We start from the raw sequence: 22018 nt of genomic DNA on the forward strand, positions 1-22018 counted from the left end.
CAGGGGATCGGACAGCGGGCGGGAACGATTACCCGCCGCGCGGATTAATCACCCAGCAGGACAGACTCCAGCGCAATCTTAATCATGTCGTTGAAGGTGGTCTGACGCTCAGCAGCAGTGGTCTGCTCGCCGGAACGGATGTGGTCGGATACAGTACAGATGGTCAGCGCTTTTGCACCGAACTCAGCGGCCACACCATAGATACCTGCAGCTTCCATCTCTACGCCGAGGATGCCATATTTTTCCATCACGTCGAACATCTGCGGATCCGGGGTGTAGAAGAGATCGGCAGAGAAGATGTTACCCACGCGCGCTTCAACGCCCAGGTTTTTCGCCGCATCAACCGCGTTACGCACCATGTCGAAGTCAGCAATCGCAGCGAAGTCGTGATCTTTAAAACGCATACGGTTTACTTTGGAATCGGTGCAGGCACCCATACCAATCACGATATCACGCAGTTTTACGTCGGCACGTACGGCACCACAGGAGCCCACACGGATGATCTTTTTAACGCCGAAGTCCGTGATCAGCTCTTTGGTGTAGATGGAACAGGAAGGAATACCCATTCCGTGACCCATTACAGAGACTTTGCGGCCTTTGTAGGTGCCGGTGTAGCCCAGCATGCCGCGCACGTTGTTCACTTCAACCGCGTTTTCCAGGAAGGTCTCTGCGATGTGTTTTGCACGCAGCGGATCGCCAGGCATCAGTACGACGTCAGCGAAATCGCCCATTTCAGCATTAATATGTGGGGTTGCCATTGTTTAGTCCTTATTAAAGTGCTGATTTACAGCATGTTCTTGCCATAGTCCATCTCGGACAGGCCAAAGTAGTGTGCAATTGTCTGACCAATATCGGCGAAGGTTTCACGGTATCCCAGTGAACCCGGCTCCACTTTCGGTCCGTAGATCAGAATCGGAATGTGCTCACGTGTGTGTTCGGTGCCGTGCCAGGTCGGGTCACAGCCATGGTCAGCCGTCAGGATCAGAATGTCATCTTCGCCAACCAGCGCCATCAGCTCAGGCAGACGGCGGTCAAACAGCTCCAGACCACCTGCATAACCGGCTACATCGCGACGATGTCCCCAGGTTGAGTCGAAATCAACGAAGTTGGTGAAGACTATCGACTGATCCGGCGCGATTTTCATCTCCTGAATCGTCGCATCAAACAGCGCATCCAGACCGGTCGCTTTGACCTTTTTGGTGATGCCCTGCTCAGCATAGATATCCGCGATTTTACCCACGGAGATCACATGACCGCCCTTCTCGTCCACCAGCTTTTTCAGCATAGTGGCAGATGGCGGCTCAACGGCCAGGTCGTGACGGTTGCCGGTACGTTCGAACTGACCCGCTTTGTCACCCACAAACGGACGGGCGATAACGCGGCCAATGTTGTAGCCACCTTCAGTCAGCTCTTCACGGGCAATTTCGCACAGCGCATAGAGACGATCCAGACCAAAGGTCTCTTCGTGACAGGCGATCTGGAACACCGAGTCGGCAGAAGTATAGAAAATCGGCTTGCCGGTTTTCATGTGCTCTTCGCCCAGCTGGTCGAGAATCACTGTACCGGAAGAGTGGCAGTTACCGAGATAGCCCGGCAGGTCTGCACGCTCAACCAGCTTGTCCAGCAGTTCCTGCGGGAAGCTGTTCTCTTTGTCGCTGAAGTAGCCCCAGTCAAACAGCACCGGCACGCCAGCGATCTCCCAGTGGCCTGACGGTGTATCTTTACCTGACGAAAGCTCGCTGGCGTACGCGTACGCGCCAGTGATCTTCGCTTCAGGATCCAGGCCTGGCGGGAAGCGGCCGGTAGAGAGCTCTGCGGCTTTGCCCAGACCCAGCGCGGTGAGATTAGGCAGATGCAATGGACCTTTACGCCCCTTGTCTGCTTCACCGTTAAAACAGGCTTCGGCGATATGACCTAAGGTATCTGAACCCACGTCACCGAATTTATCGGCATCTTTACTGGAGCCAATTCCAAAGGAATCGAGCACCATAATAAAAGCACGTTTCATGCAAGTCTCCTGCGCTATGGCGCATGACAAGTCAAAAAAAAGCGATCAGATCAGTATACCCGAATGCATCACGGCTGGCACCGGTTACTGGTCAGTTAGCTGATATCGCTCACACGGCGATAGACAACCGGCGTCTCAGCTGGCGCGGAATCCCCGAGTACCAGTGCGGCTTTAACCGCAGCGGCAGCCTGCTGCCATTTGTCTTCGCTGCTGGCGTGAATCATCGCCAGCGGACGCTGTGCATCGGCACGCTCGCCCAGGGTGATCATCTCACTGAAGCCAACGCTGTAATCGATACTGTCGCTGGCACGCTGACGTCCGCCGCCCATCGCCACAACCGCAAGGCCAAGCGCACGGGTATCCATGCTGCTGACGATGCCTGGCTGGTCGGCGTAGACCGGTTTACTCAGCATCGCCTGGGGCAGATAGGTGTCGTAGCGTTCAATGAAATCAGCCGGTCCCTGCTGGGCAGCAACCATCCGACCAAACACCTCGGCGGCTTTGCCGTTATCCAGCACCGTCATCAGCTTCTGACGTGCTTCGGCATCGCTGGCAGCCAGTTTGCCGGAGATCAGCATTTCGCTGCAGAGCGCCAGCGTCACTTCCAGCAGGCGCGGATTGCGCTGTTCGCCGGTGAGGAAGCGAACCGCTTCACGCACTTCAAGTGCGTTACCGGCTGAAGAAGCGAGAACCTGGTTCATGTCTGTCAGCAGCGCGGTGGTCTGGCAGCCGGCACCATTGGCGACGCCCACAATCGACTGCGCCAGACTCTCTGAAGCTTCATAGGTGGGCATAAACGCGCCGGAACCCACTTTGACATCCATCACCAGCGCATCCAGCCCTTCTGCCAGCTTTTTCGCCAGAATCGAAGCGGTGATCAGCGGAATGGAATCAACGGTGGCGGTTATGTCACGCGTGGCGTAGAAGCGCTTATCCGCCGGTGCCAGCGAGCTGGTCTGGCCGATAATCGCCACACCAACCTGCTTAATAATTTCGCGGAAGCGGTCATCGCTGGGGAAGATATCGAAGCCCGGAATCGCTTCCAGTTTATCCAGCGTGCCGCCGGTATGGCCGAGGCCGCGACCGGAGATCATCGGCACATATCCGCCGCAGGCGGCAACCATCGGACCTAACATCAGCGACGTTACATCGCCGACACCGCCGGTCGAGTGCTTATCCACCACTGGCCCGTTAAGGTTGAGTGATTTCCAGTTAAGCACCGTACCGGAATCACGCATTGCCATGGTCAGCGCAACCCGTTCTGGCAGCGTCATATCGTGGAAGTAGATGGTCATCGCCAGCGCGGCGATCTGACCTTCCGAGACGGTGTTATCACGCACGCCATCAATGAAGAAGCGAATCTCCTCTTCAGTCAGCGCATGGCCGTCACGTTTTTTGCGAATAATTTCTTGTGGCAGGAACAAGGTAGCCCCCTGGTCAGGGAAAACAGGATGGGGAACAGGCGGTCAGCGACCGCCTGAGGGATCAGTAACCCGCTTTGCTGGTGTCGCTGTCGTGACCCAGCGTGTTAAGCAGGCTCGCCAGCAGGCTTGATGCACCAAAGCGGAAATGGCGCGCATCGGCCCAGTCGGCACCCAGCGTATCTTCTGCCATTTGCAGATAGATCGCGGCATCTTCAGCGGTACGTACGCCGCCCGCAGGTTTAAAGCCAACCTGCTTACTGACGCCTTTGTCACGGATCACATTCATCATGATCTGCGCTACTTCTGGCGTAGCGTTAACCGGTACTTTACCGGTAGAGGTTTTGATGAAGTCAGCACCCGCATCAATGGCAATTTCGGAGGCCTGACGGATCAGCGATTCCTGTTTCAGCTCACCGGTTTCGATGATCACTTTCAGCAGCACGTCCGCTTCAGCACAAGCGGTTTTACAGGCTTTCACCAGATCGAAACCGACCTGACTGTTACCGGCGATCAGTGCGCGGTACGGGAACACCACGTCCACTTCATCGGCACCGTAAGCGATAGCGGCGCGGGTTTCGGCCAGTGCAATGTCGATGTCGTCATTGCCGTGTGGGAAGTTGGTCACCGTGGCGATGCGGATCTCCGGGGTGCCCTGCTCGCGCAGCGTTTTACGCGCGATCGGAATAAAGCGCGGATAGATACAGATTGCCGCAGTGTTGCCTGCCGGGGATTTAGCCTGATGACACAGGGCGATCACTTTTGCATCGGTGTCGTCGTCATTCAGGGTGGTCAAATCCATCAGTTTCAGGGCGCGCAGGGCAAGGTGTTTGATATCGGTCATGAGGCTCTCCAAAGGATTGGGGTGCAACCCACCGGCTTGCCGGCGGAATGTTATAATAATAACACTCTGAAGCGGCCTGATATGTGCCAGCAGTCACATTGGAATAAGAAAATAGTGCAATCCTGCCACATGAAACGTGACTGAAATAGCAAATTACACTACCTGAGGACGATTATACGCCAGCCGATGCAATGTTACTATTATCACATTTTAGCGCAAGGGGTCGCGTTCAGGCGAAAGGCGGACAGTCAGTTACGCAGCGCCGGGAAAGCGGGATCGAGCTGAAACAGCTGCTGGCTGTTGTGCCACAGCGCATCGGCAATCTCTTCAGGTGACTCATTCCGCAGGCTGCAGAGCACTTGCCACACCTGACGCGCCCGTTCCGGACGGTTTGGCTGGCCCTGGAAACCCTGCAGCGGCATATCGGGTGCATCGGTTTCCAGCAAAAGCGAAGAGAGCGGCAGTTGCGCCACGGTCTGACGGGTCTTGCTGGCGCGTTCATAGGTAATGGTTCCGCCAACGCCAATCGCATAACCCAGCTTAATAAAGGCCTGCGCCTGTTGCAGGCTGCCAGCGAAACCGTGCACCACGCCACGGCGTGGCAGATCGTGACGACGCAGAATCTGTGCCAGCTTGTCATGTGTCCGGCGCGAATGCAGGATCACCGGCAACGCATAACGCTTTGCCAGCTTAAGCTGTGATTCAAGAAAGCGCTGCTGCTTATCAAACTGCGGATCGTCGCGATAGAGATCCAGCCCGATCTCACCGATCGCCACCAGTTTACGCGGCCGCTGTTGCAGTAAGGTTTCCAGCTGCTCGAGATGGGCGTTCTGATGATGTTCGATGACAATCGGATGCAGGCCCAGCGCCGCGTACAGCGGCGGATGTGCTGCGGCCAGCGCACAGACCCGTTCAAAACGGCTGGCATCAATCGCCGGGATGATGATCTTCTCCACGCCCGCCTCAGCGGCGCGCGCCAGACTGGCGGCGATATCTCCTTCGAACGGTGGAAAGTCGAAGTGACAGTGCGTGTCGATAAACCTCATGCCAGCGATCCTTTGTCGTAATCCGCATCATTGTCCGCCAGCGGAGGTGTGATGATCAACCGGGTATCGGGCGCATTGGCGACCGGCGCAGGCGGCGTAACGACCCGCGCTGAGACCATCGGTTCTGCATCACTCAGCCACTGGCCCAGCGTAGCGAGGAAATAGCGACCACAGCGCCGTCCCAGATGGTAATCCTGATTCAGTGCCGCGATGCTGCTGCCCAGCGCACTGCTGGCCAGTACGTGGGGCGGGAAAATTTCAATGATGCGTAAATCATCGGGGGGATTCTCAATAAACTGCTGAATTTCCCGATAGCTCTGCTCATGCTTATTCAGGACGTTAATCATCGGCTGCAGCGCGCCGGTGCTGAGCCAGCGCTCCATGCGCTTAAACCATTTCGGGGTATAGAACATCTGCGACGGCACGGTGCGGATCACCACAATCGTATCGGCCCCGCGTCGGGCGGCTTCACGCACCGGAATGGCATCGCTGATGCCGCCATCGTGATAACTGATCCCTTCCAGATTGACGCCCAGCCGGTAAAAACCGGGAATGGCACTGGAGGCTTTAATCAGATCCAGCCAGTTATCCGCCGTGGGATTAAAATAACCGGGCGTATAGTCATCGCTGCGGCAGGCGCACATATAGAACTCACGGCCGCTGGAGAACAACGGTTCCGCACTGCTCATCGCCAGCGGGAATTCACTGCGGGTGATATCGATCAGCCAGTCGAGATCGATCAGATTGCCCCCACGCACAAAGCGCAGCGGATCAAAAAAGAGTTTACTGGTTGTGTATCGGGTAATGACACGACGGGCATAGCCATGCTGGCCACAGACAAACGCTGAGAGATTTTGCGCACCGGCAGAGGTGCCAAGCATCAGATGAAAGGGATTAAATCGGGCGCGCTGGAATTCGTCTAAAACGCCTGCAGTGAAAATGCCACGCTGACCGCCGCCTTCACACACCAACGCAATTTTCTGAGATTTAAAGGGTGTCAGGGCCAGAGGTTCAATGGCGCCGAGTGTAACAGGAATGCGTATACCCACTGTGCGAACCTCAAAAAGGGTTCCGGGTATGCTGGAGGATCGATCCGTTTATGACGGCAGCATGCCGGAGAACCAGTCAACTATTCCTTTAACCGGCAGGCCAGCGGTGCTGGCTTACCTTGCAGCGATGTGAAAGTGTCCCTCTCTTCACGTCAGTCGCTACAGATGACTGGTCTCCGCTCTATGCTTTGCGTTGCATTAGACTGCAGAACTCATCGGCTAAAGCTTTTTACGGCCGGTAAACAGGCTGATGAGGAACAGGATAATACCAACGACGAAGACAACTTTAGCTGCCCATGCTGCTGTGCCCGCTAAACCGCCAAAACCTAATGCTGCAGCGATCAGTGCGATCACCAGAAAAATAATGCCCCAACGAAACATAAGCCTCTCCTTACCCTATTTAAAAATCGAACTGCTTAGTTTATCCCCGGATGGGTATCTTTTATTCGTGTGGCCACCTGAGCGGCCACACGTTAGCTATTAAGATTTAACCGTCAGGTCATTCTTAACGCTTTTCACGCCTTCAATGGCTTTAGCGATGCTTTCTGCACGATCTGACTGTGCCTGATTAGCAACATGCCCTGAAAGCTGAACAACACCGTCGGTAGTTTCAACTTTTACGTTGCGCGACGGAACAATGTCATCTGCTAATAGCTTAGCTTTAATTTCGCTGGTCGTTGCGGCATCACCGGCATAACCTTTCACTGAAGATGATTTGCTGTCTCTGACGTGTAGTTTGTCGCTGACGGATTTAACACCTTCGATTTTCTGCACCACAGCGACCGCTTTTTCAGCCTGGTCCTGTGAGGTGACGAAACCGCTTAAGGTCACGACGCCGCTATGCGTTTTTACCGAGATATCCGTGCTTTTAATTGCGTCGTCATCTACCAGCGCTGCTTTAGCTTTGGCAGTGATGCCGCTGTCATCCATATAACCATCGACTTTTTTCATAGAACTATCGATTTTCGAACCCGCGCTGTCGGCTGTCTGTGACGCTTTCTGCGACATTGATTCGTCAGCCAGTGCGCTGCCGCTGATCAGTGCTGAGCCAATCATGGCGGCCATCAGGGTTTTAGCAATCTTAGTCTTGTTCATCGATATCTTCCTTCTATCAGTTAACTCACCCAAAACTGTGGGCGAAACAGAGGCAACAAAGGCCGCTGCGTAACAGGACGTAAGGACAAGAGAAGTCTCTTCCGCCGTCCGATAGAGTAATCATAGACGGCATTTTGCAATTTGCCTGGCTAACTGGTTGATCACACGTCAAAACAGAAGAAAAACAGGGTTTTTAGGAGGAGTCTGGAAGGGGGAAAACAGGGCCATTCCCAGCTGGAATGGCCCGGAAACAGGCGATTAGTGCTCGCGCGTTTTGCGGAAACGGACGTCAGGATAACGTTCCTGAGTAATATTAAGATTAACCATGGTTGGTGCGATATAAGTCAAATTATCACCGCCATCAAGCGCCAGGTTAACTTCATTCTTACGCTGGAAGTCATCAAACTTTTTAGCATCGTCGCATTCAACCCAGCGCGCCGTTGAGACGTTAATCGCTTCGTAAATGGCTTCAACGTTATATTCGCTTTTCAGACGTGCCACTACCACATCGAACTGCAGTACCCCGACCGCGCCAACAATCAGATCGTTGTTATGCACCGGACGGAACACCTGCACGGCACCCTCTTCCGACAGCTGAACCAGCCCTTTCAGCAGCTGTTTCTGCTTCAGTGGATCGCGCAGACGAATACGACGGAACAGTTCTGGCGCGAAGTTCGGAATACCGGTGAACTTCATGTTCTCACCCTGCGTGAAGGTGTCGCCAATCTGAATCGTGCCGTGGTTGTGCAGACCAATGATATCGCCGGGATAGGCTTCCTCAACGTGTGAACGGTCGCCCGCCATAAAGGTCAGGGCGTCTGAGATCACCACATCTTTGCCGGTACGCACCTGACGCAGCTTCATCCCTTTTTCATATTTACCGGAGACCACACGCATAAAGGCCACACGGTCGCGGTGTTTCGGGTCCATATTGGCCTGGATCTTAAACACGAAGCCGCTGAACTTCTCTTCTTTCGCTTCTACCGTGCGGGTGTCGGTGTCACGCGGCATAGGACGTGGCGCCCACTCAACCAGTCCGTCCAGCATATGGTCAACGCCAAAGTTACCCAGCGCGGTGCCGAAGAAGACAGGTGAGAGTTTGCCGCTCAGGAAAGCTTCCTGCTCAAATTCGTGCGAGGCGCCCTGCACCAGCTCCAGCTCTTCACGCAGCTGTGCGGCCAGCTCTTCACCGACGGCAGTGTCGAGATCCGGATTATCCAGCCCCTTCACGATGCGGACATCCTGAATGGTGTGGCCTTTACCGGTCTGGTAGAGATAGGTCTCATCTTTGTAGAGGTGATAAACCCCTTTGAACAGCTTGCCGCAGCCGATAGGCCAGGTGATCGGTGCGCAGGCAATTTTCAGCTCGCTTTCCACCTCATCCAGCACTTCCATTGGATCGCGGATATCACGGTCAAGTTTGTTCATAAAGGTCAGGATCGGCGTATCGCGCAGACGGGTGACTTCCATCAGCTTACGGGTACGATCCTCGACGCCTTTCGCGGCATCAATCACCATCAGACAGCAGTCAACGGCGGTCAGCGTACGGTAGGTATCTTCCGAGAAGTCTTCGTGACCTGGGGTATCCAGCAGGTTTACCAGGCTATCACGGTAAGGGAACTGCATCACCGAGGTGGTAATGGAGATACCACGCTGTTTCTCCATCTCCATCCAGTCCGACTTGGCGTGCTGGTTAGAGCCACGGCCTTTAACGGTACCGGCGGTCTGGATAGCCTGTCCGAACAGCAACACTTTTTCGGTAATGGTGGTTTTACCGGCATCCGGGTGCGAAATGATCGCGAAGGTGCGGCGGCGTGCCACCTCTTCTAAAAAGGGATTAGACATGGAATTCTTCTCAATAGGCAGCGCAACGTACTGGCGCTGCTGATAAATCACGGTGGCCGGCAGAACCTTACCGGCGGGTAAACGGTGCCAAAAACGATCTTTTATCGTTGGCGGGTCAGCGCGACGTTACATTGGCGTGAAGTCCGGTTACCTGGTCAGCTTTAAGGCGGCATAGCATACAATATTTTGCGCGCGGCGGCGAACAGCGGCGGAGGAAATTGTTGCCTGCCTGCGTGCAAAGGTCAAAACAGATGACAACCCGGCACACACTGTGCAGGATAAGGTTTTTCATTTTCAGGGAATCCCCCATGAGCGCCAAACCGGTCCCCCTCGAGGGCCGTATTCGACAATACTGGGATGAGCTTTCCCTTCACGAACAACGGCTGGCGGAGGTGCTGCTCGCGGCTCCCGGCCAGCTGGCGATGAATACTGCCACAGAACTGGCGCAGAGCGCAGGCGTCTCCAAAGCCACCGCTACCCGTTTTTTTCGTCATCTCGGCTATGAAAGCTACGAGGCGGCGCGTCGTCAGGCGCGCGAGATGCAGAACAGCGGATCGCCGCTTTATCTGCACTCCGGCGTCAGCGCTTCCCCACTCGACAGCCTGATGCAGCAGCATCTTGAAAAAGAGATTGCCAATCTGGTCAATACCTTCCGCTCGCTGGATGGGGAAACACTACAGGCGTGCGTTGAGGCGATAGCCCAGGCGCGCCGCGTCGTGGTGCTGGGCTGGCGTCACAGTCAGACTATTGCTGCCCTGATTTATCGCAATCTGCTGCACGTTCATCCCAGCGTTACGCTACTACCACGCGCGGGCGATTCTCTGGCCGAACAGCTTGCGACGCTCGGCCCGCAGGATATGGCAATCTGCGTCGGTCTCCGCCGCCGTATGCCCGCGCTGGATACGGCAATGGCAGCACTCAGCGTGCAGCAGGTTCCCATGCTCTATCTCTCCGATGCGCTGGCGGGAAAACCTGCACGCCACGCTTGCTGGACACTGCGCTGCCATACCGATAGCACTCTGATTTTTGACAGCACGGTGGCGCTCTCCGGCGTCTGTAATCTGCTTTGCTCGCTGGTAGCACGCCATTCAGGTAAGGCCGGTAGCGAACGCCTTGCCGCAATTGAGGTGCTGCACCAGCAACTCGACGAGCTGGAATAGTGCGCTACGCTGACGCATTTTTGTTCATCTGACGCCCTGTAAAGGTGCGCCGCTGTCCGGCGTGCCAGCCCTCTTAACCTCCTCACAGAAACAAAAGAAAAATAAATATCATTATATGAAACTCATGTTTCTCACTGATTCTGTTTACAAAAGCAGGTAGCGCATCAGCCATCTGCTTCATCACTGTCACAACGTGGCACAAAAACTGCTCAGGTACAGGTGACCTTCACCCATACCAGGGACCACCATAATGAAAAAAATTGCACTGCTCATCGCCGCACTGCTTGCCGTCAGTGCGGCGCAGGCTGATACGCTAACGGACATTAAAAGTGCCGGCAAAATCACGGTCGGCATCGACCCGACCTTCCCGCCCTATGAATACACCAGTGATAATGGCGAGGTCACCGGTTACAGCGTGGCCATCATGCGATCGTTTGCCGACGATCTCGGCGTGAAACTGGTGTTTCAGAAAACCGCCTTCAGCGGCATTCTTCCCGGTCTGATCTCAGGATCTTTTAACGCGGAAGGATCATCACTCAACGTCACCGCAGAGCGCGCGAAGAAAGTGCTGTTTACCGTGCCCTACAGCAAAACCGTTAACGGTGTCCTGATGCGTAAAAGCGACGCCGAAAAGATCAGCAAATCCGGACTCTCTCCTGAGCGCCTGTCAGGACTGCGTGGCGCAGTGAAGAGCGCCAGCGTGCCGGAGCAGTTGCTGAAAAGCTTCAATGAGGCGCTGAAGAAAGCGGGTAAACCGCCCATTACCATCATCAGTGTCGATACCCTGGATCAAACCGTCAGTACGCTGATGACAAAACGCGCTGACTTTGTGCTGGATGATATTGCGGTGCTGGCACCGATCGTGAAGAAGTATCCCGACAAATTAGTACAGGCCGGAGAAGTGGGCCCTTCGCAGTGGATGGCCTGGGCCACGCGTAAAGAGGATCTCAGCCTGAACAAGGCAATCAGTGATCATATTCTGGCCATGCAGCAGAGCGGTAAACTTGCTGCACTGCAGAAGCACTATCTCGGCACCACTTTTACCGTGCCCGCCACCAACTTCATTCCCGCGGAGTAAGCGATGAGCCCTCTCTCTTTCACCATACCCGCCGGGCACGGCCGCACTTTTCTGGTTCGTAAAGGCCAGCTGATTATCATCATCGACAGCGAGGGCCAGCAGGCTGCCGATTTCGTTGCGGTGAATGCAGCGAATCATGATGAGAAACTCTCGCCGGTGCATACCCGCCAGCATCTTCGCTCGCTTTTCTTCAGACCGGGGGATTCACTCTGGTCCAGCGAAAATCGGCCGCTGCTGCGCATCGTCTCCGACACCATTGGTATTCACGATGCCAACGTCCCGGCCTGCGATCGCACCCGTTTTAGTGTCGATTTCGGTGTGGAAGGCCATCGCAACTGCGTCGATAACCTGCTGGAAGGGATGAAGGCGCACGGCATCACCTATTACGCATTGCCGGAACCCTTCAACCTGTTTCAGAACGGCCCGGTGACGGCCGATGGCCGCATGGAAGTTACCGATCCCCACAGTCAGGCCGGTGACAGGATCGTCTTCGAGGCGCTGTGCGATCTCATCTGCGCCGTCTCATCCTGTCCTCAGGACATCATTCCCGGTAATGGCCTGCAGGTCACGCCGATCGCCATTGAGATCCATGACAGCGAACCTGCGGAGGTCACCCATGCTGCTTATGCGTGAAGGTTTTACAGAAGATGCACCGCGTTCGGTTGCCGCCCCGCTCACCGTCGCGGCGGGCAGTGTGGGTTCGATTCAGGTTCTGCGGGGCCAGCTGCTGCGCATCAGCGCGCTGGCACCGGGCGCTGTGGCATCGCTGTTCGGGTTCAGCCTTGTGGATCCGGCGGTATGGCTCTCTGTTCATCACACCCGCGTATTCAGCAACAGTTATCTGCTCGGCTCCGGCATGCGCCTGGTAAACAATCGCCGCCGCCCGATGATGGTGCTGGGCAAAGATAGCGTAAAGCGCCATGACCTGCTGCTGCCCGCCTCAACGCGCGACTTCCTGGCCTCGCGGGGGTATCAGGATGAGGGGTGTGTGGAGGCAGTCAGTCGCGAGCTGTCGCGTCTTGGCATCCGGGCACCGAAGCTGCCAGACCCCATCAATCTCTTCATGCACGTCAGACTAACGCAGGCGGGAGAGATACTGCCCGAACCCAACCTGACCCGGGCTGGCGACGCGATTACCTGCCGCGTCACCATGGATATGCAGTTTGTCGTTTCTGCCTGCAATACCGGTATTGAGGGTAATGACCAGCCTGCGCCGCTTCGCCTTGCCGTTGCGGAAAATCTTTTCGATTTTAACGAGGATTAGTGGGTGATGGGGCTTAATGAACAGGTGGTCAGCGCTCTGCCCGAACTGGGACATGGTCTGCTGATGACGCTCTCACTCACGCTGCTGGCGGCGCTGCTTAGCCTTGTGATGGGCCAGCTTGGCTGTTTTCTTCAGCTGCGCCGCTTCTGGTTGTGGCGCTGCGCAGGCCGCCTCTATATCAGCCTGATGCGCGGCACTCCCGCCATCGTGCAGCTGTTTGTGGTCTTTTTCACCCTGCCACGTCTTGGTCTTGGTGGACATCCCATGCTGGCGGCGGTGATCGCCATTGGATTCAATAGTGGCGCTTACGTGGCAGAGATTCTGCGCGTGAATCAGAGCCTGGTGACGCGCGGTCAGCGCGAAGCGGCACGCACACTGGGACTGAGCCGGTGGCTGACCTGGTGGTATGTAATCAACCCGCAGGTCGTGCGATCGAGCCTGCCGATGCTGGTGAGCGAATTTACTATTCTGCTCAAGACCACGCCACTGGCGTCGGTGGTGGCGCTTACCGAACTGACCTACGCCGGACAGATTGTGATCGCACGTACCTATGAGGCAACCCAGGTATTACTGCTGGTCGCGGCGGGCTATCTGTTAATCGCGCTGCCGCTGATGCGCATTGCCCGCCGGCTGGAACTCAGAGGGAAACGCCTATGATGGACTGGCAGGCGATTCTTACAGCACTGCCCTCACTGGGCGAGGGGATGGCGGTGACGCTGCAACTCTGCGCCGTCGCTGCATTATGCTCGTTATTGTGGGGCATCATTATGGCGATCGGTATGCTGCGCGCTCCCCATTTCTGGCGAAAGTTGTTGCGTTTATACAGTGCGCTAACCCAGGCGCTGCCGTTGCTGGTGGTGATCTATCTGCTCTATTTCGTGTTGCCAGACTATAACATCACCCTCAGCTCGCCGCAGGCAGGCGTGCTGGCGCTGACGCTCTACTACGCCCCTTACGTTGCCCAGGTTATACGCAGTGCGATTGAGACGCTGCCGCGCGGTCAGTGGGAGGCGTGTCGCGTGCTCGGGCTGAGCCGGATGGAGCAACTGCGTGATGTGGCACTTCCGCAGACGCTGCCACAGATGCTCTCCCCGCTGGTCGGGTTGCTCATCGGTCTGATCAAGGATTCCGCGCTGCTCTCCATCGTCTCAGTACAGGAGTTTATGTACGCAGCTAAGGAAGCGATCTCCGAGACCTATGCTCCGCTGGAGATCTACCTCACCGTAGCGCTCAGCTACTGGGCACTCAACAGCCTGCTCGACGGGCTGACCCGCCGCATTGAATTTCGCATGACGCGCTACCGGCGCACCTTGCCACATTAGTCAGGAGAATCTTATGTCAGCTGAATATCCGCAGCGCGATACGCTGCTTATCCCCGCGCGTCACGGTAAAGCCGTTTTACTGCGCAAAGGCGAAGCGGTGCAGGTCATTAATCTGCACGGCACACAGGTCGTGGATTGCTGGGCGTATAACGCAAACGACCTGACTGAATATATGTCGATGGAGGCGACACGCGTCTGGAACCAACGCCTCAATCCTCACGTTGGTGACAGTTTTATCACCAGCCAGCGCCATCCTATCCTGACGCTGGTTGCAGATACCTCGCCGGGCGTACACGACACCTTTATGGCAGCATGCGATGCACGCCGTTATGAGCTTCTGGGGTGTACCGAACCGCACCGAAACTGCCATGACAATCTGTTTGAGAGTATGGCGGCGCTGGGCGTAAAGCTGCCGCACGGCAATCTGGCGTCGTTTAATATCTTTATGAATATTCAGGTGCAGTCAGACGGCATGACGCTAAAAACGCTGCCGGTTGTGACGCGTCCGGGAGACTACATCATCCTCCGCGCCGAGATGGATTGCTATGTCGCCTTTTCCGCCTGCCCGCAGGATATCGTCAGCATTCAGGGGGCGGGCGACAATACCCCACGTGATGCGGAACTGCGTATTCTCACAGGAGGATTTCCGCAACCCCAACTGGCCGGACCGTGGGTGCCAGCCTGACAGAATGACGTTGCCCGCCGCAAGGAGACGGGCAACGTTAATCTCTATCCCAGCACCTTTCTGACACAGGCTTTAAAGATCTGCACGCCAATTTCCAGTGAGCTGAGATCAAAACGCATATCAGGATGATGCAGTCCTGGCGTCAGGTTGGTACCCAGCCCCCAGAAGCCCGCTTTCACACCCGGACGCTTCACCGGATAGTAGAAAAAGTCCTCGCTGCCTGGTGTGGTGCGGGTCGACAGTGCGCCCTCTTCGCCCAGCACCTCGACGATGGCGGCGCGGATCACCGCCGTCGCCTCATCATCAATCTCGGCGGCGGGCATCTCTTTCAGCACGCGGACCTCAGCAGTGGCACCCAGTGCCGCCACGCTGTGAGTGATGGCACGCGTAACCTGCTCTTTCAGCAGCGTCATCGGCCCGTTCTCCTGCGAACGCAGATCCCAGACTACGCGCGCTTCATCCGGCACCGAGTTGGTGACACCCGCATCGCACAGGAAGCGAGTCGCTTTGACGCTCCAGGTCAGGCCGGGCGAAAGATGGATAGCGTTAACCGCCTGCACTGCCTGTACGGCCGCATCCAGCGCATTCACACCCAGATGCGGACGCGCCGCATGGGCGGGCTGGCCTTTGATGGTGGCTTCGAGCGTGCTGCAGGCGGAGTACAGTACCGCAGGCACCGCCTGGCCGACGACACACTCCTCCAGCGGACGCAGGTGGAAGCCAAGAATCATCTCCACATCATCCAGAGCGCCACCTTCGATCATTGCCAGCGCCCCGGCACCCAGCTCCTCGGCGGGCTGGAACAGGATCTTCAGCCGGCCACGTTTCACCGTGCCCTTCTGCAGCAGCGCCGTCGCCGCCGTCAGCACGACCGATGAGTGACCGTCGTGACCGCAGGTGTGACGCGCGCACGGCACGCCATCAATGATGTGACCCAGTGCATCCATATCCGCGCGCAGTGCCAGCACCGGACCCGGAACACCGCTGTCGATCTCCGCCACAATACCGGTGGTGTTATTGATGTTACGCGTTACCTTCAGGCCCGCTTTCTCCAGCTGGTCCGCGATATAAGCCGAGGTTTTCACCTCCTGAAAACCCAGCTCCGGAATTTCATGCAAATAGTGGTAATGCTCTAAAACCTCAGACACAGCGTTACTCCTGAATAAACAGACGCATAACAGACATTGCGATCAGCGCGTTAATGATGCTCACCAGCATCAGCAGCGGCCAGTATTTTTTGGGCACATCAGCCACGCCCAGCAGCCGCCCCATATATTGCAGCTGCGATCCCATCAGGAAAATTGCCGGGGCCAGAATCGTAATATCCGCACCGGTCAGCAGCCCTTTGGTCAGCAGGCTGACCGCGACACCCGTGCCTGCCGACGATGAGAGCCACGCGGTGAGCAGCACAGTAATCGCCTCACCCGGCAGACCAAACAGCCCCATCACCGGCGCAAAAACATGCCCGAGAAACTGCATGATGCCGAGCAGATTCAGCACCTCAGCCAGCACATACGCCATCACCACATTCGGCATGAGATTATGAATGGCGATGTGAAAGCCTTTACGCGCGCCGGTTACAAACACATCAAAGGGATTACTGCTGGTTGCGATTTTATTTTCCATCAGCGAAATCCTTTTTATAAACACTGTTTAACACAGCGCGCGTTATCGCCGCACCGACAAATTTAAGAACAAACATTAATAACAGCGGAATAATAATCGGCAGTGTCATGGAGGCGAACAGCGCTGAACCGATGGCGAAGTAATTATTGATTAACCCGGCACCGGAATATTGCCAGGCACTCATGACGACCACCTCTTTTTTGCTGATCTGCTTTTGATCAGCCATCTCTTTGGTTAATGCCGCGCCCGCATCAGTGCTTTGCAGGTCGGTGATTAACGCCAGACCGCAATGGCCAGGTAATCCCATCAGCGGTTTAAGCAAAGGTGTCAGCAACCGGTGCGCTGCGCGAATCGCGCCATAGTGGGTGAAGATTTCCAGCACGCCCAGCGCCAGCATCACCGTGGGCGTCAGCGACAGCGCAAACAGGAAACCCGCTTTGGCGCTGAGTCCGCCTGCGCCCAGAAAGGTGTTACTGGCGGGATCTTTCATGGTACCAAAGCTGCCGCCCAGAGTGGTGAAGTCGAACGCACCTAACCATGAAAGGCCCTCGACGTGATAAAACAGCCCTGAAAAAAACAGAATGGCAAAAATTAACGACACATAACTGCCTTTGGTCGCCGTCAGTTTCACCGGATTAACCACACTCTCGTCTGACATTTCTTTCTCCTGATAACTGCCTTGCCGCAAATTCCCTGGCATTGCAAATTTCAACGTTGGGAAGTGAGTTTCAAGCAGGATTTATGCCAGAGCAGTTGTAAACATGATTATTACTGTCTCGTCTGTCGCGATGGGACGTTTTATTCATGCCGGCTATATACTTTTCTCCGGAATAACGTTGCCATACCGCAACGTTATATTTTCGGGTCGTCATCAGAATGCGGTTATTTGACCTGTCGCTGCAGCGCCTGCACCAGCATGAACACCCCCGGTCGCACTATCATGGTGCTGATTACCCTGAATTAATTGGCCGGCAAAGTATGATGCAGGATGAGAATTGGTCGCATTCAATTTCCGAAATAATTCTATTTAAATCAATCAGATAAAATAGCTTATTTTGCCGAAAAGGCTTCACATTACGCACATGTTTGATGCATAATTCACCGACTTTACATCTGTATTTAACATCTTCTTAAAAGGACTCGGCCATGCTGACTGCTGAAATGACTGGGCGTTTAAACGACCAGCTGAACCTGGAATTTTTCTCTGCCAATCTTTATCTGCAAATGAGCGCCTGGTGCAGCGACAAAGGCTTTGAGGGTGCCGCTTCCTTCCTGAAGATGCATTCACGCGAAGAGATGCAGCACATGCAGCGTCTGTTTGACTACCTGAGCGATACTGGCGGCATGCCGGTGCTGGGCACCATTGCCGCACCACCCGTCGCCTTTACCTCGCTGAATGAAATTCTGCAGCAGGCGCTGGAGCATGAGCAGCTGATCACCAGCAAAATCAATGAGCTGGCCCACGCTGCTATGACTTCACAGGACTACTCTACTTTCAATTTCCTGCAGTGGTATGTGGCTGAGCAGCACGAAGAAGAGAAGCTGTTCAAAACTGTGCTGGATAAACTGGCGCTGGTCAGCAACAGCGGCAACGGTCTGTTCCTGGTCGATAAAGATCTGGGCCGCATGAGCACCGAGAATCACGCAGAATAATATTTATCGGCCCCTTTTCGGGGCCGATCTTATTTCCGTCTTGCTGACACTACTGCACCGCTATTCCAGCCGGTAACTTGCCGCTTTATCGCCATTCACCCACAGCTCACGATGTTCGCCTTCAGGCAATAACAGCGCGATCTCGCGCCAGGCGGGCTGGTAATCGCCACGTTTTTCCACCGTCAGGTCGATTCGGCTAGCGCTGCTGCACAATGTCCAGCTCAGCCACAGTGCATTGCCCTGCTGCCAGCCATGGCTCTCGCCATCATCATCAAACATTTCGCCCTGAGTCGTTATGCCTTCTGGTGCTGGCCACAGTTGCCACTGCCGTACCGTGTCGCGGCGGGCATCCGTCGTGGTTTCACATTCGCCCAGTGGGATGATCGCACCAGCCCGCACCAGCAATGGCAGCCGATCCAGCGGTGCATCCAGCGTGATGGTTTCGCCGCCCGCAAACACTTTACCGCTGTGCCAGTCATACCAGCCCCCACGGTTACGCGGCAAATAGACATCGCGGCTGCGCGCGCCCTGCTCTACGACGCTGGCAACCAGCAGATCGCGACCCAGCATAAAGTCATCACACTCCTGATAAGTCTGCGGGTCCTGTTCATGATCGAGGAAGGTCGGACGCAGCATTGGCTCATCTTCTTCGCTCGCCTGCCACGCCAGATTGTAAAGGTAAGGCATCAGCCGATAGCGCAGGCGGATCGCCTCGCGGATCATCGGTGTCACTTCCGGATACATCCACGGCTCGTTCACCGTGTGATCGTCATTCCATGAATGGATGGTAAAACGCGGATGCATCACGCCATTCTGAACCCAGCGCACAAACAGCTCGGCATCAGGCTTATCGCCAGAGAAGCCGCCGACATCGTGTCCGACGTTAAACAGCCCGGACAGGCTCATGCCCAGCCCCATGCGGATGTTGTAGCGCAAAGTCTGCCAGCTGGTGCGATTATCGCCGCTCCAGGTCTGCACATAGCGTTGCATTCCGGCACAGCCGGAACGGGAGATCAGATAAGGGCGTTTGTCTGGCGCAAACTGCTGCTGGGCTTCCATCGAGGCGCGCATCATCAGCAGCGGCATTACCGGACGGATATGCTTGATAGCAATCGGCTGACCGAAACCGTGACAACGCGCTTCGCCATCCCACACCTCATATTCGTTGTTGTCGTTCCAGGTGGAATCGATGCCCTTTTCCAGCAGCTGTTGAGTCACATTCTCCTGCCACCAGCGCACCGCCTGCGGATGGGTGAAATCAAGGTGCGATCCCTCGTCATCCCAGAACACCGATCGCTCCGGGCGATCCTGCTCAGAGTCACGAATAAACAGCCCCTGTGATGCGACTTCCTGATAGCGAGGATGATCCTGCAGCAGACAGGGCTTGATGTTGGCCGCCAGCTTCATGCCGGCACGATGAAACGCGTCGCTCAGCGCATTGGGATTCGGGACTTTGTCGTAGTTCCAGTTGAAGACGTAGCGCTTGTTATTAATCGAGGTATAACCGGATGAGAGCTGGAACGAGTCGCAGGGAATCTCATGCTCGCGACACAGACGGATAAAGGATTGCAGCTGCTGCTGTGCGTCCGGCGCGTCGGTGTAATGCATGGTAGAACCGCTGTAACCCAGGCTCCACTTCGGCTGAAACAGCGTGCGTCCGGTGAGACGCACAAAAGCTTTGGTCACGTCGAGCAGCGTCGGGCCGAGCATCATGTAGTAATCGAGATCACCTGCCTCGGCGCGGTAACGGCGATAAGGCAGATGGTAGTTATCCAGCTCATTCCCCAGATCGAGCCAGCTGCTGCTGAGGTTGTCATAGAACAGGCCGAAGCTGACGCCATCGCGCTGCGTCAGGGTAAACGGAATATGTTTGTAGAGCGGGTCGGTGCTGGCGGCGTTGTAGCCCATGGCGTCGAGATTACGCATCTCAAAACGACGGTTAACGCGGTTCAGGTCGCCACTCTTCTCACCCAGACCATACACCCGATCCTGCGGCTGACGACGCTGATAGTGCTCGACACCGTCGCCGTGCGCATTCAACAGATAGGCACCGGTGTGGCGATCGGCGGTCAGCGGCTGCCAGCTCTCCCCATCAAACTGCTCCCAGCTCAGGCAGAGCGGCTGATGCACGGTGACGCGCAGCTGTTGCGTGCTGAGACGCAGTTGCTGCGCATCGTGCTCCACCTGAAACGTTGGTAACGTAAAACCATCCAGCGCCTCGCGGTCACGTCCCTCCCAGGGCACATCCTGACCGGGCGCAATACTCCAGGTGCGGTTCAGCGCCAGCTCACCGTCGCGTTTCAGCAGCACGCGCATCAGCTTTTCTTCCAGCACATAAAGCCGCAGGAAATGACGTTGTTCGACCTTGAGCTCAACAAAGTGATCGGCCTGCTGATGCAGCGTCCAGTTCTTCAGGGTTTTCATCGCGATATCCTTATGGGTTAGCAGGGCGCTGGCGGCGTTCGGCGATCAGCATCACCAGGAAAACGGCACCAATCAGGTCAAAAAAGCCCATCGCCACAAACAGCGGATTGAAGCCGATGGTATCGGCGGTGACACCGATAATCAGCGAGAAGATAAAGCTGGCGATCCAGGCGCAGGAGCCGCGCATGCCGTTGACAGTGGCCATCTGGCGGCGATCGAAACGCTCGACCACCAGCGCACTCAGCATGCAGGAGATCACCTGATGGCCAAAGCCACCAACGGAAATCAGGGCAATGGCCAGCCAGGGATCTTTCACCAGCGTCATCAGCGCCAGCGAGACCATCAGCAGGGCGCCGGTCACCGAACTGGCGACGATCGAGTTGACGCGGGTCATGCCAAACCAGCGCACATAGATTTTGGTCAGATAACCGCTGGCGACGCTGCCGAGGTCGGCAGCCAGGAATGGCAGCCAGGCGAACATCACGATCTGCTTGAGATCCATGCCGCGCTCATTGGCCAGATAGAGTGGCACCCAGAAGCTCAGCACCGCCCAGGCCGGTTCGGCCAGAAACGCAGGAATCGCAATGCCGTAGAATTTCTTCTCTTTACCAATCACTTTCAGCGCGGTGAAGAACGGCAGTTTTTCACCGATGGCTTCATTATCCTGATTAATGAAGGCACGTTCCTCATCTGAAAGACGAGGATGGCTCTCCGGCGAGTGATAGCCCCACCACCAGAGTCCCACCCACAGCAGGCCCAGGCCGCCGGTCAGCAGAAATGCGCCCTGCCAGCCAAAAGTAATATGGGCGACATAGATAATCGGGGGAGCCAGCATGGCACCAATCGAAAAGCCGACGCCCGCCCAGCCCGCCGCAACCGGACGCTCCTTTTTGGGAAACCAGTCACCAATCGCTTTGGCATTAGCCGGTGTGGCCGCCGCTTCCGACGCACCCATGACGAAACGCAGCAGCGCCAGATGCAGCCAGCTTCCCGCACCGGCGTGCAGCAGACAGGTCACCGACCAGATAAGCGCACAAATCAGGAACCCCATCTTCAGTCCGATCACATCGATCAGCCAGCCGCAAACAGGCTGAAACAGGGTGTAAGCCAGCTGAAACGCAGCGACCACCCAGGAGTACTGCTCGGTACTCATATGCAGACTGTTTTTCAGTTCCGGTGCCAGAATGCCGAGCGAGTTGCGGGTGATGTAGTTGACGGTCACACCCAGCAGGAACATTCCCAGCATCCACCAGCGTAAATTTTTAATCACGCGCACCGTGCGTGACGCACTGATGGGTTTCGTTGTTGATTCGAGGCTCATTGTGCCACTCCTGATTACCATTGATGACGCACACCGCCAGCTGGCGTACCGCGTGTCCTTTTCACGAACTTAGAAAAGTGCGAAACGTGGGTACAGCCACTTTTTTGCAACGATTTTCATGGCAGGCTTTAACCCGACAGAAATGGGCACTGAAACGCTTATCTGACGCGATTCAGC

22 protein-coding genes are annotated in these 22018 nt (G+C 55.9%); 8 read left to right on the forward strand and 14 right to left on the reverse strand.

Going from position 1 to position 22018, the window contains the following annotated elements; all coding sequences use genetic code 11:
• Positions 1-44 precede the first annotated feature (44 nt).
• From deoD to prfC, 9 genes are all read right to left on the reverse strand, one after another.
• Entirely contained in the window at positions 45-758 is a 714-nt protein-coding gene (gene deoD / locus H7K52_RS12875; protein ID WP_003848553.1) for a purine-nucleoside phosphorylase, read from the reverse strand.
• A gap of 26 nt (positions 759-784) precedes the next feature.
• Complete coding sequence (gene deoB, locus H7K52_RS12880) at positions 785-2008, reverse strand: phosphopentomutase (protein WP_110411016.1); 1224 nt, start codon at positions 2006-2008, stop codon at positions 785-787.
• A 95-nt stretch (positions 2009-2103) separates the two neighbouring features.
• Entirely contained in the window at positions 2104-3432 is a 1329-nt protein-coding gene (gene deoA, locus H7K52_RS12885) for a thymidine phosphorylase (protein ID WP_182630107.1), read from the reverse strand.
• Between the two features lie 61 nt (positions 3433-3493).
• Positions 3494-4273, reverse strand: a complete 780-nt coding sequence (gene deoC / locus H7K52_RS12890) for a deoxyribose-phosphate aldolase (RefSeq protein WP_008925705.1) — start codon at positions 4271-4273, stop codon at positions 3494-3496.
• A gap of 248 nt (positions 4274-4521) precedes the next feature.
• Positions 4522-5319, reverse strand: a complete 798-nt coding sequence (locus H7K52_RS12895) for a TatD family hydrolase (protein WP_182630108.1) — start codon at positions 5317-5319, stop codon at positions 4522-4524.
• Complete coding sequence (locus tag H7K52_RS12900; RefSeq protein WP_008925707.1) at positions 5316-6368, reverse strand: patatin-like phospholipase family protein; 1053 nt, start codon at positions 6366-6368, stop codon at positions 5316-5318. Before H7K52_RS12900 ends, H7K52_RS12895 begins: the two co-directional genes overlap by 4 nt.
• 219 nt (positions 6369-6587) lie before the next feature.
• The gene (locus tag H7K52_RS12905; protein WP_003848537.1) at positions 6588-6749 is read right to left on the reverse strand and encodes a DUF1328 domain-containing protein; all 162 of its coding nucleotides are present in this window, start codon (positions 6747-6749) and stop codon (positions 6588-6590) included.
• Between the two features lie 99 nt (positions 6750-6848).
• The gene (gene osmY, locus H7K52_RS12910) at positions 6849-7463 is read right to left on the reverse strand and encodes a molecular chaperone OsmY (protein ID WP_003848532.1); all 615 of its coding nucleotides are present in this window, start codon (positions 7461-7463) and stop codon (positions 6849-6851) included.
• A gap of 258 nt (positions 7464-7721) precedes the next feature.
• Positions 7722-9308 (reverse strand): peptide chain release factor 3, encoded by a 1587-nt coding sequence (gene prfC, locus H7K52_RS12915; protein WP_008925708.1) that lies wholly within the window; start codon positions 9306-9308, stop codon positions 7722-7724.
• Positions 9309-9616: 308 nt separating this feature from the next.
• Between prfC and H7K52_RS12920 the strand changes: the two genes are divergently transcribed.
• From H7K52_RS12920 to H7K52_RS12950, 7 genes are all read left to right on the forward strand, one after another.
• Positions 9617-10468, forward strand: coding sequence for a MurR/RpiR family transcriptional regulator (locus tag H7K52_RS12920; RefSeq protein WP_182630109.1), 852 nt, complete (start codon positions 9617-9619; stop codon positions 10466-10468).
• 250 nt (positions 10469-10718) lie between these two features.
• Complete coding sequence (locus tag H7K52_RS12925) at positions 10719-11546, forward strand: transporter substrate-binding domain-containing protein (protein WP_008925710.1); 828 nt, start codon at positions 10719-10721, stop codon at positions 11544-11546.
• Between the two features lie 3 nt (positions 11547-11549).
• A complete protein-coding gene (locus tag H7K52_RS12930; RefSeq protein ID WP_110411013.1) occupies positions 11550-12179 on the forward strand; it encodes a DUF1989 domain-containing protein in 630 nt (209 codons plus the stop codon).
• Positions 12163-12810 carry an urea carboxylase-associated family protein gene (locus H7K52_RS12935; protein ID WP_008925712.1) on the forward strand — a complete coding sequence of 216 codons (648 nt, stop codon included), beginning with the start codon at positions 12163-12165 and terminating at the stop codon, positions 12808-12810. Before H7K52_RS12930 ends, H7K52_RS12935 begins: the two co-directional genes overlap by 17 nt.
• 6 nt (positions 12811-12816) lie before the next feature.
• The gene (locus H7K52_RS12940) at positions 12817-13467 is read left to right on the forward strand and encodes an amino acid ABC transporter permease (protein WP_003848526.1); all 651 of its coding nucleotides are present in this window, start codon (positions 12817-12819) and stop codon (positions 13465-13467) included.
• On the forward strand, positions 13467-14132 hold the full coding sequence (locus H7K52_RS12945; protein WP_033743155.1) for an amino acid ABC transporter permease: 666 nt from the start codon (positions 13467-13469) through the stop codon (positions 14130-14132). Before H7K52_RS12940 ends, H7K52_RS12945 begins: the two co-directional genes overlap by 1 nt.
• A 13-nt stretch (positions 14133-14145) precedes the next feature.
• Positions 14146-14817, forward strand: coding sequence for a DUF1989 domain-containing protein (locus tag H7K52_RS12950; protein WP_008925714.1), 672 nt, complete (start codon positions 14146-14148; stop codon positions 14815-14817).
• A 44-nt stretch (positions 14818-14861) separates the two neighbouring features.
• On the opposite strand, the gene H7K52_RS12955 is transcribed toward H7K52_RS12950, so the two are convergent.
• The 3 genes from H7K52_RS12955 to H7K52_RS12965 are packed head-to-tail and all read right to left on the reverse strand — an operon-like array spanning position 14862 to position 17101.
• On the reverse strand, positions 14862-15965 hold the full coding sequence (locus H7K52_RS12955) for a M20 peptidase aminoacylase family protein (protein WP_182630110.1): 1104 nt from the start codon (positions 15963-15965) through the stop codon (positions 14862-14864).
• Between the two features lie 4 nt (positions 15966-15969).
• Positions 15970-16443, reverse strand: coding sequence for a YjiG family protein (locus H7K52_RS12960; protein ID WP_003848518.1), 474 nt, complete (start codon positions 16441-16443; stop codon positions 15970-15972).
• Positions 16433-17101 (reverse strand): nucleoside recognition domain-containing protein, encoded by a 669-nt coding sequence (locus tag H7K52_RS12965; RefSeq protein WP_078804972.1) that lies wholly within the window; start codon positions 17099-17101, stop codon positions 16433-16435. Before H7K52_RS12965 ends, H7K52_RS12960 begins: the two co-directional genes overlap by 11 nt.
• Before the next feature lie 488 nt (positions 17102-17589).
• On the opposite strand from H7K52_RS12965, the gene ftnA reads away from it, so the two are divergent.
• The gene (gene ftnA, locus H7K52_RS12970; protein ID WP_003848509.1) at positions 17590-18096 is read left to right on the forward strand and encodes a non-heme ferritin; all 507 of its coding nucleotides are present in this window, start codon (positions 17590-17592) and stop codon (positions 18094-18096) included.
• Between the two features lie 60 nt (positions 18097-18156).
• On the opposite strand, the gene H7K52_RS12975 is transcribed toward ftnA, so the two are convergent.
• Positions 18157-20520: a glycoside hydrolase family 31 protein gene (locus H7K52_RS12975; protein WP_078804973.1), complete on the reverse strand. Its 2364-nt coding sequence runs from the start codon at positions 20518-20520 to the stop codon at positions 18157-18159.
• 10 nt (positions 20521-20530) lie between these two features.
• On the reverse strand, positions 20531-21841 hold the full coding sequence (locus tag H7K52_RS12980) for an MFS transporter (RefSeq protein WP_003848505.1): 1311 nt from the start codon (positions 21839-21841) through the stop codon (positions 20531-20533).
• Between the last annotated feature and the right edge of the window lie 177 nt (positions 21842-22018).

The organism is Pantoea hericii, assembly GCF_014155795.1.
Classification (GTDB): Bacteria; Pseudomonadota; Gammaproteobacteria; order Enterobacterales; family Enterobacteriaceae; genus Pantoea; species Pantoea eucalypti.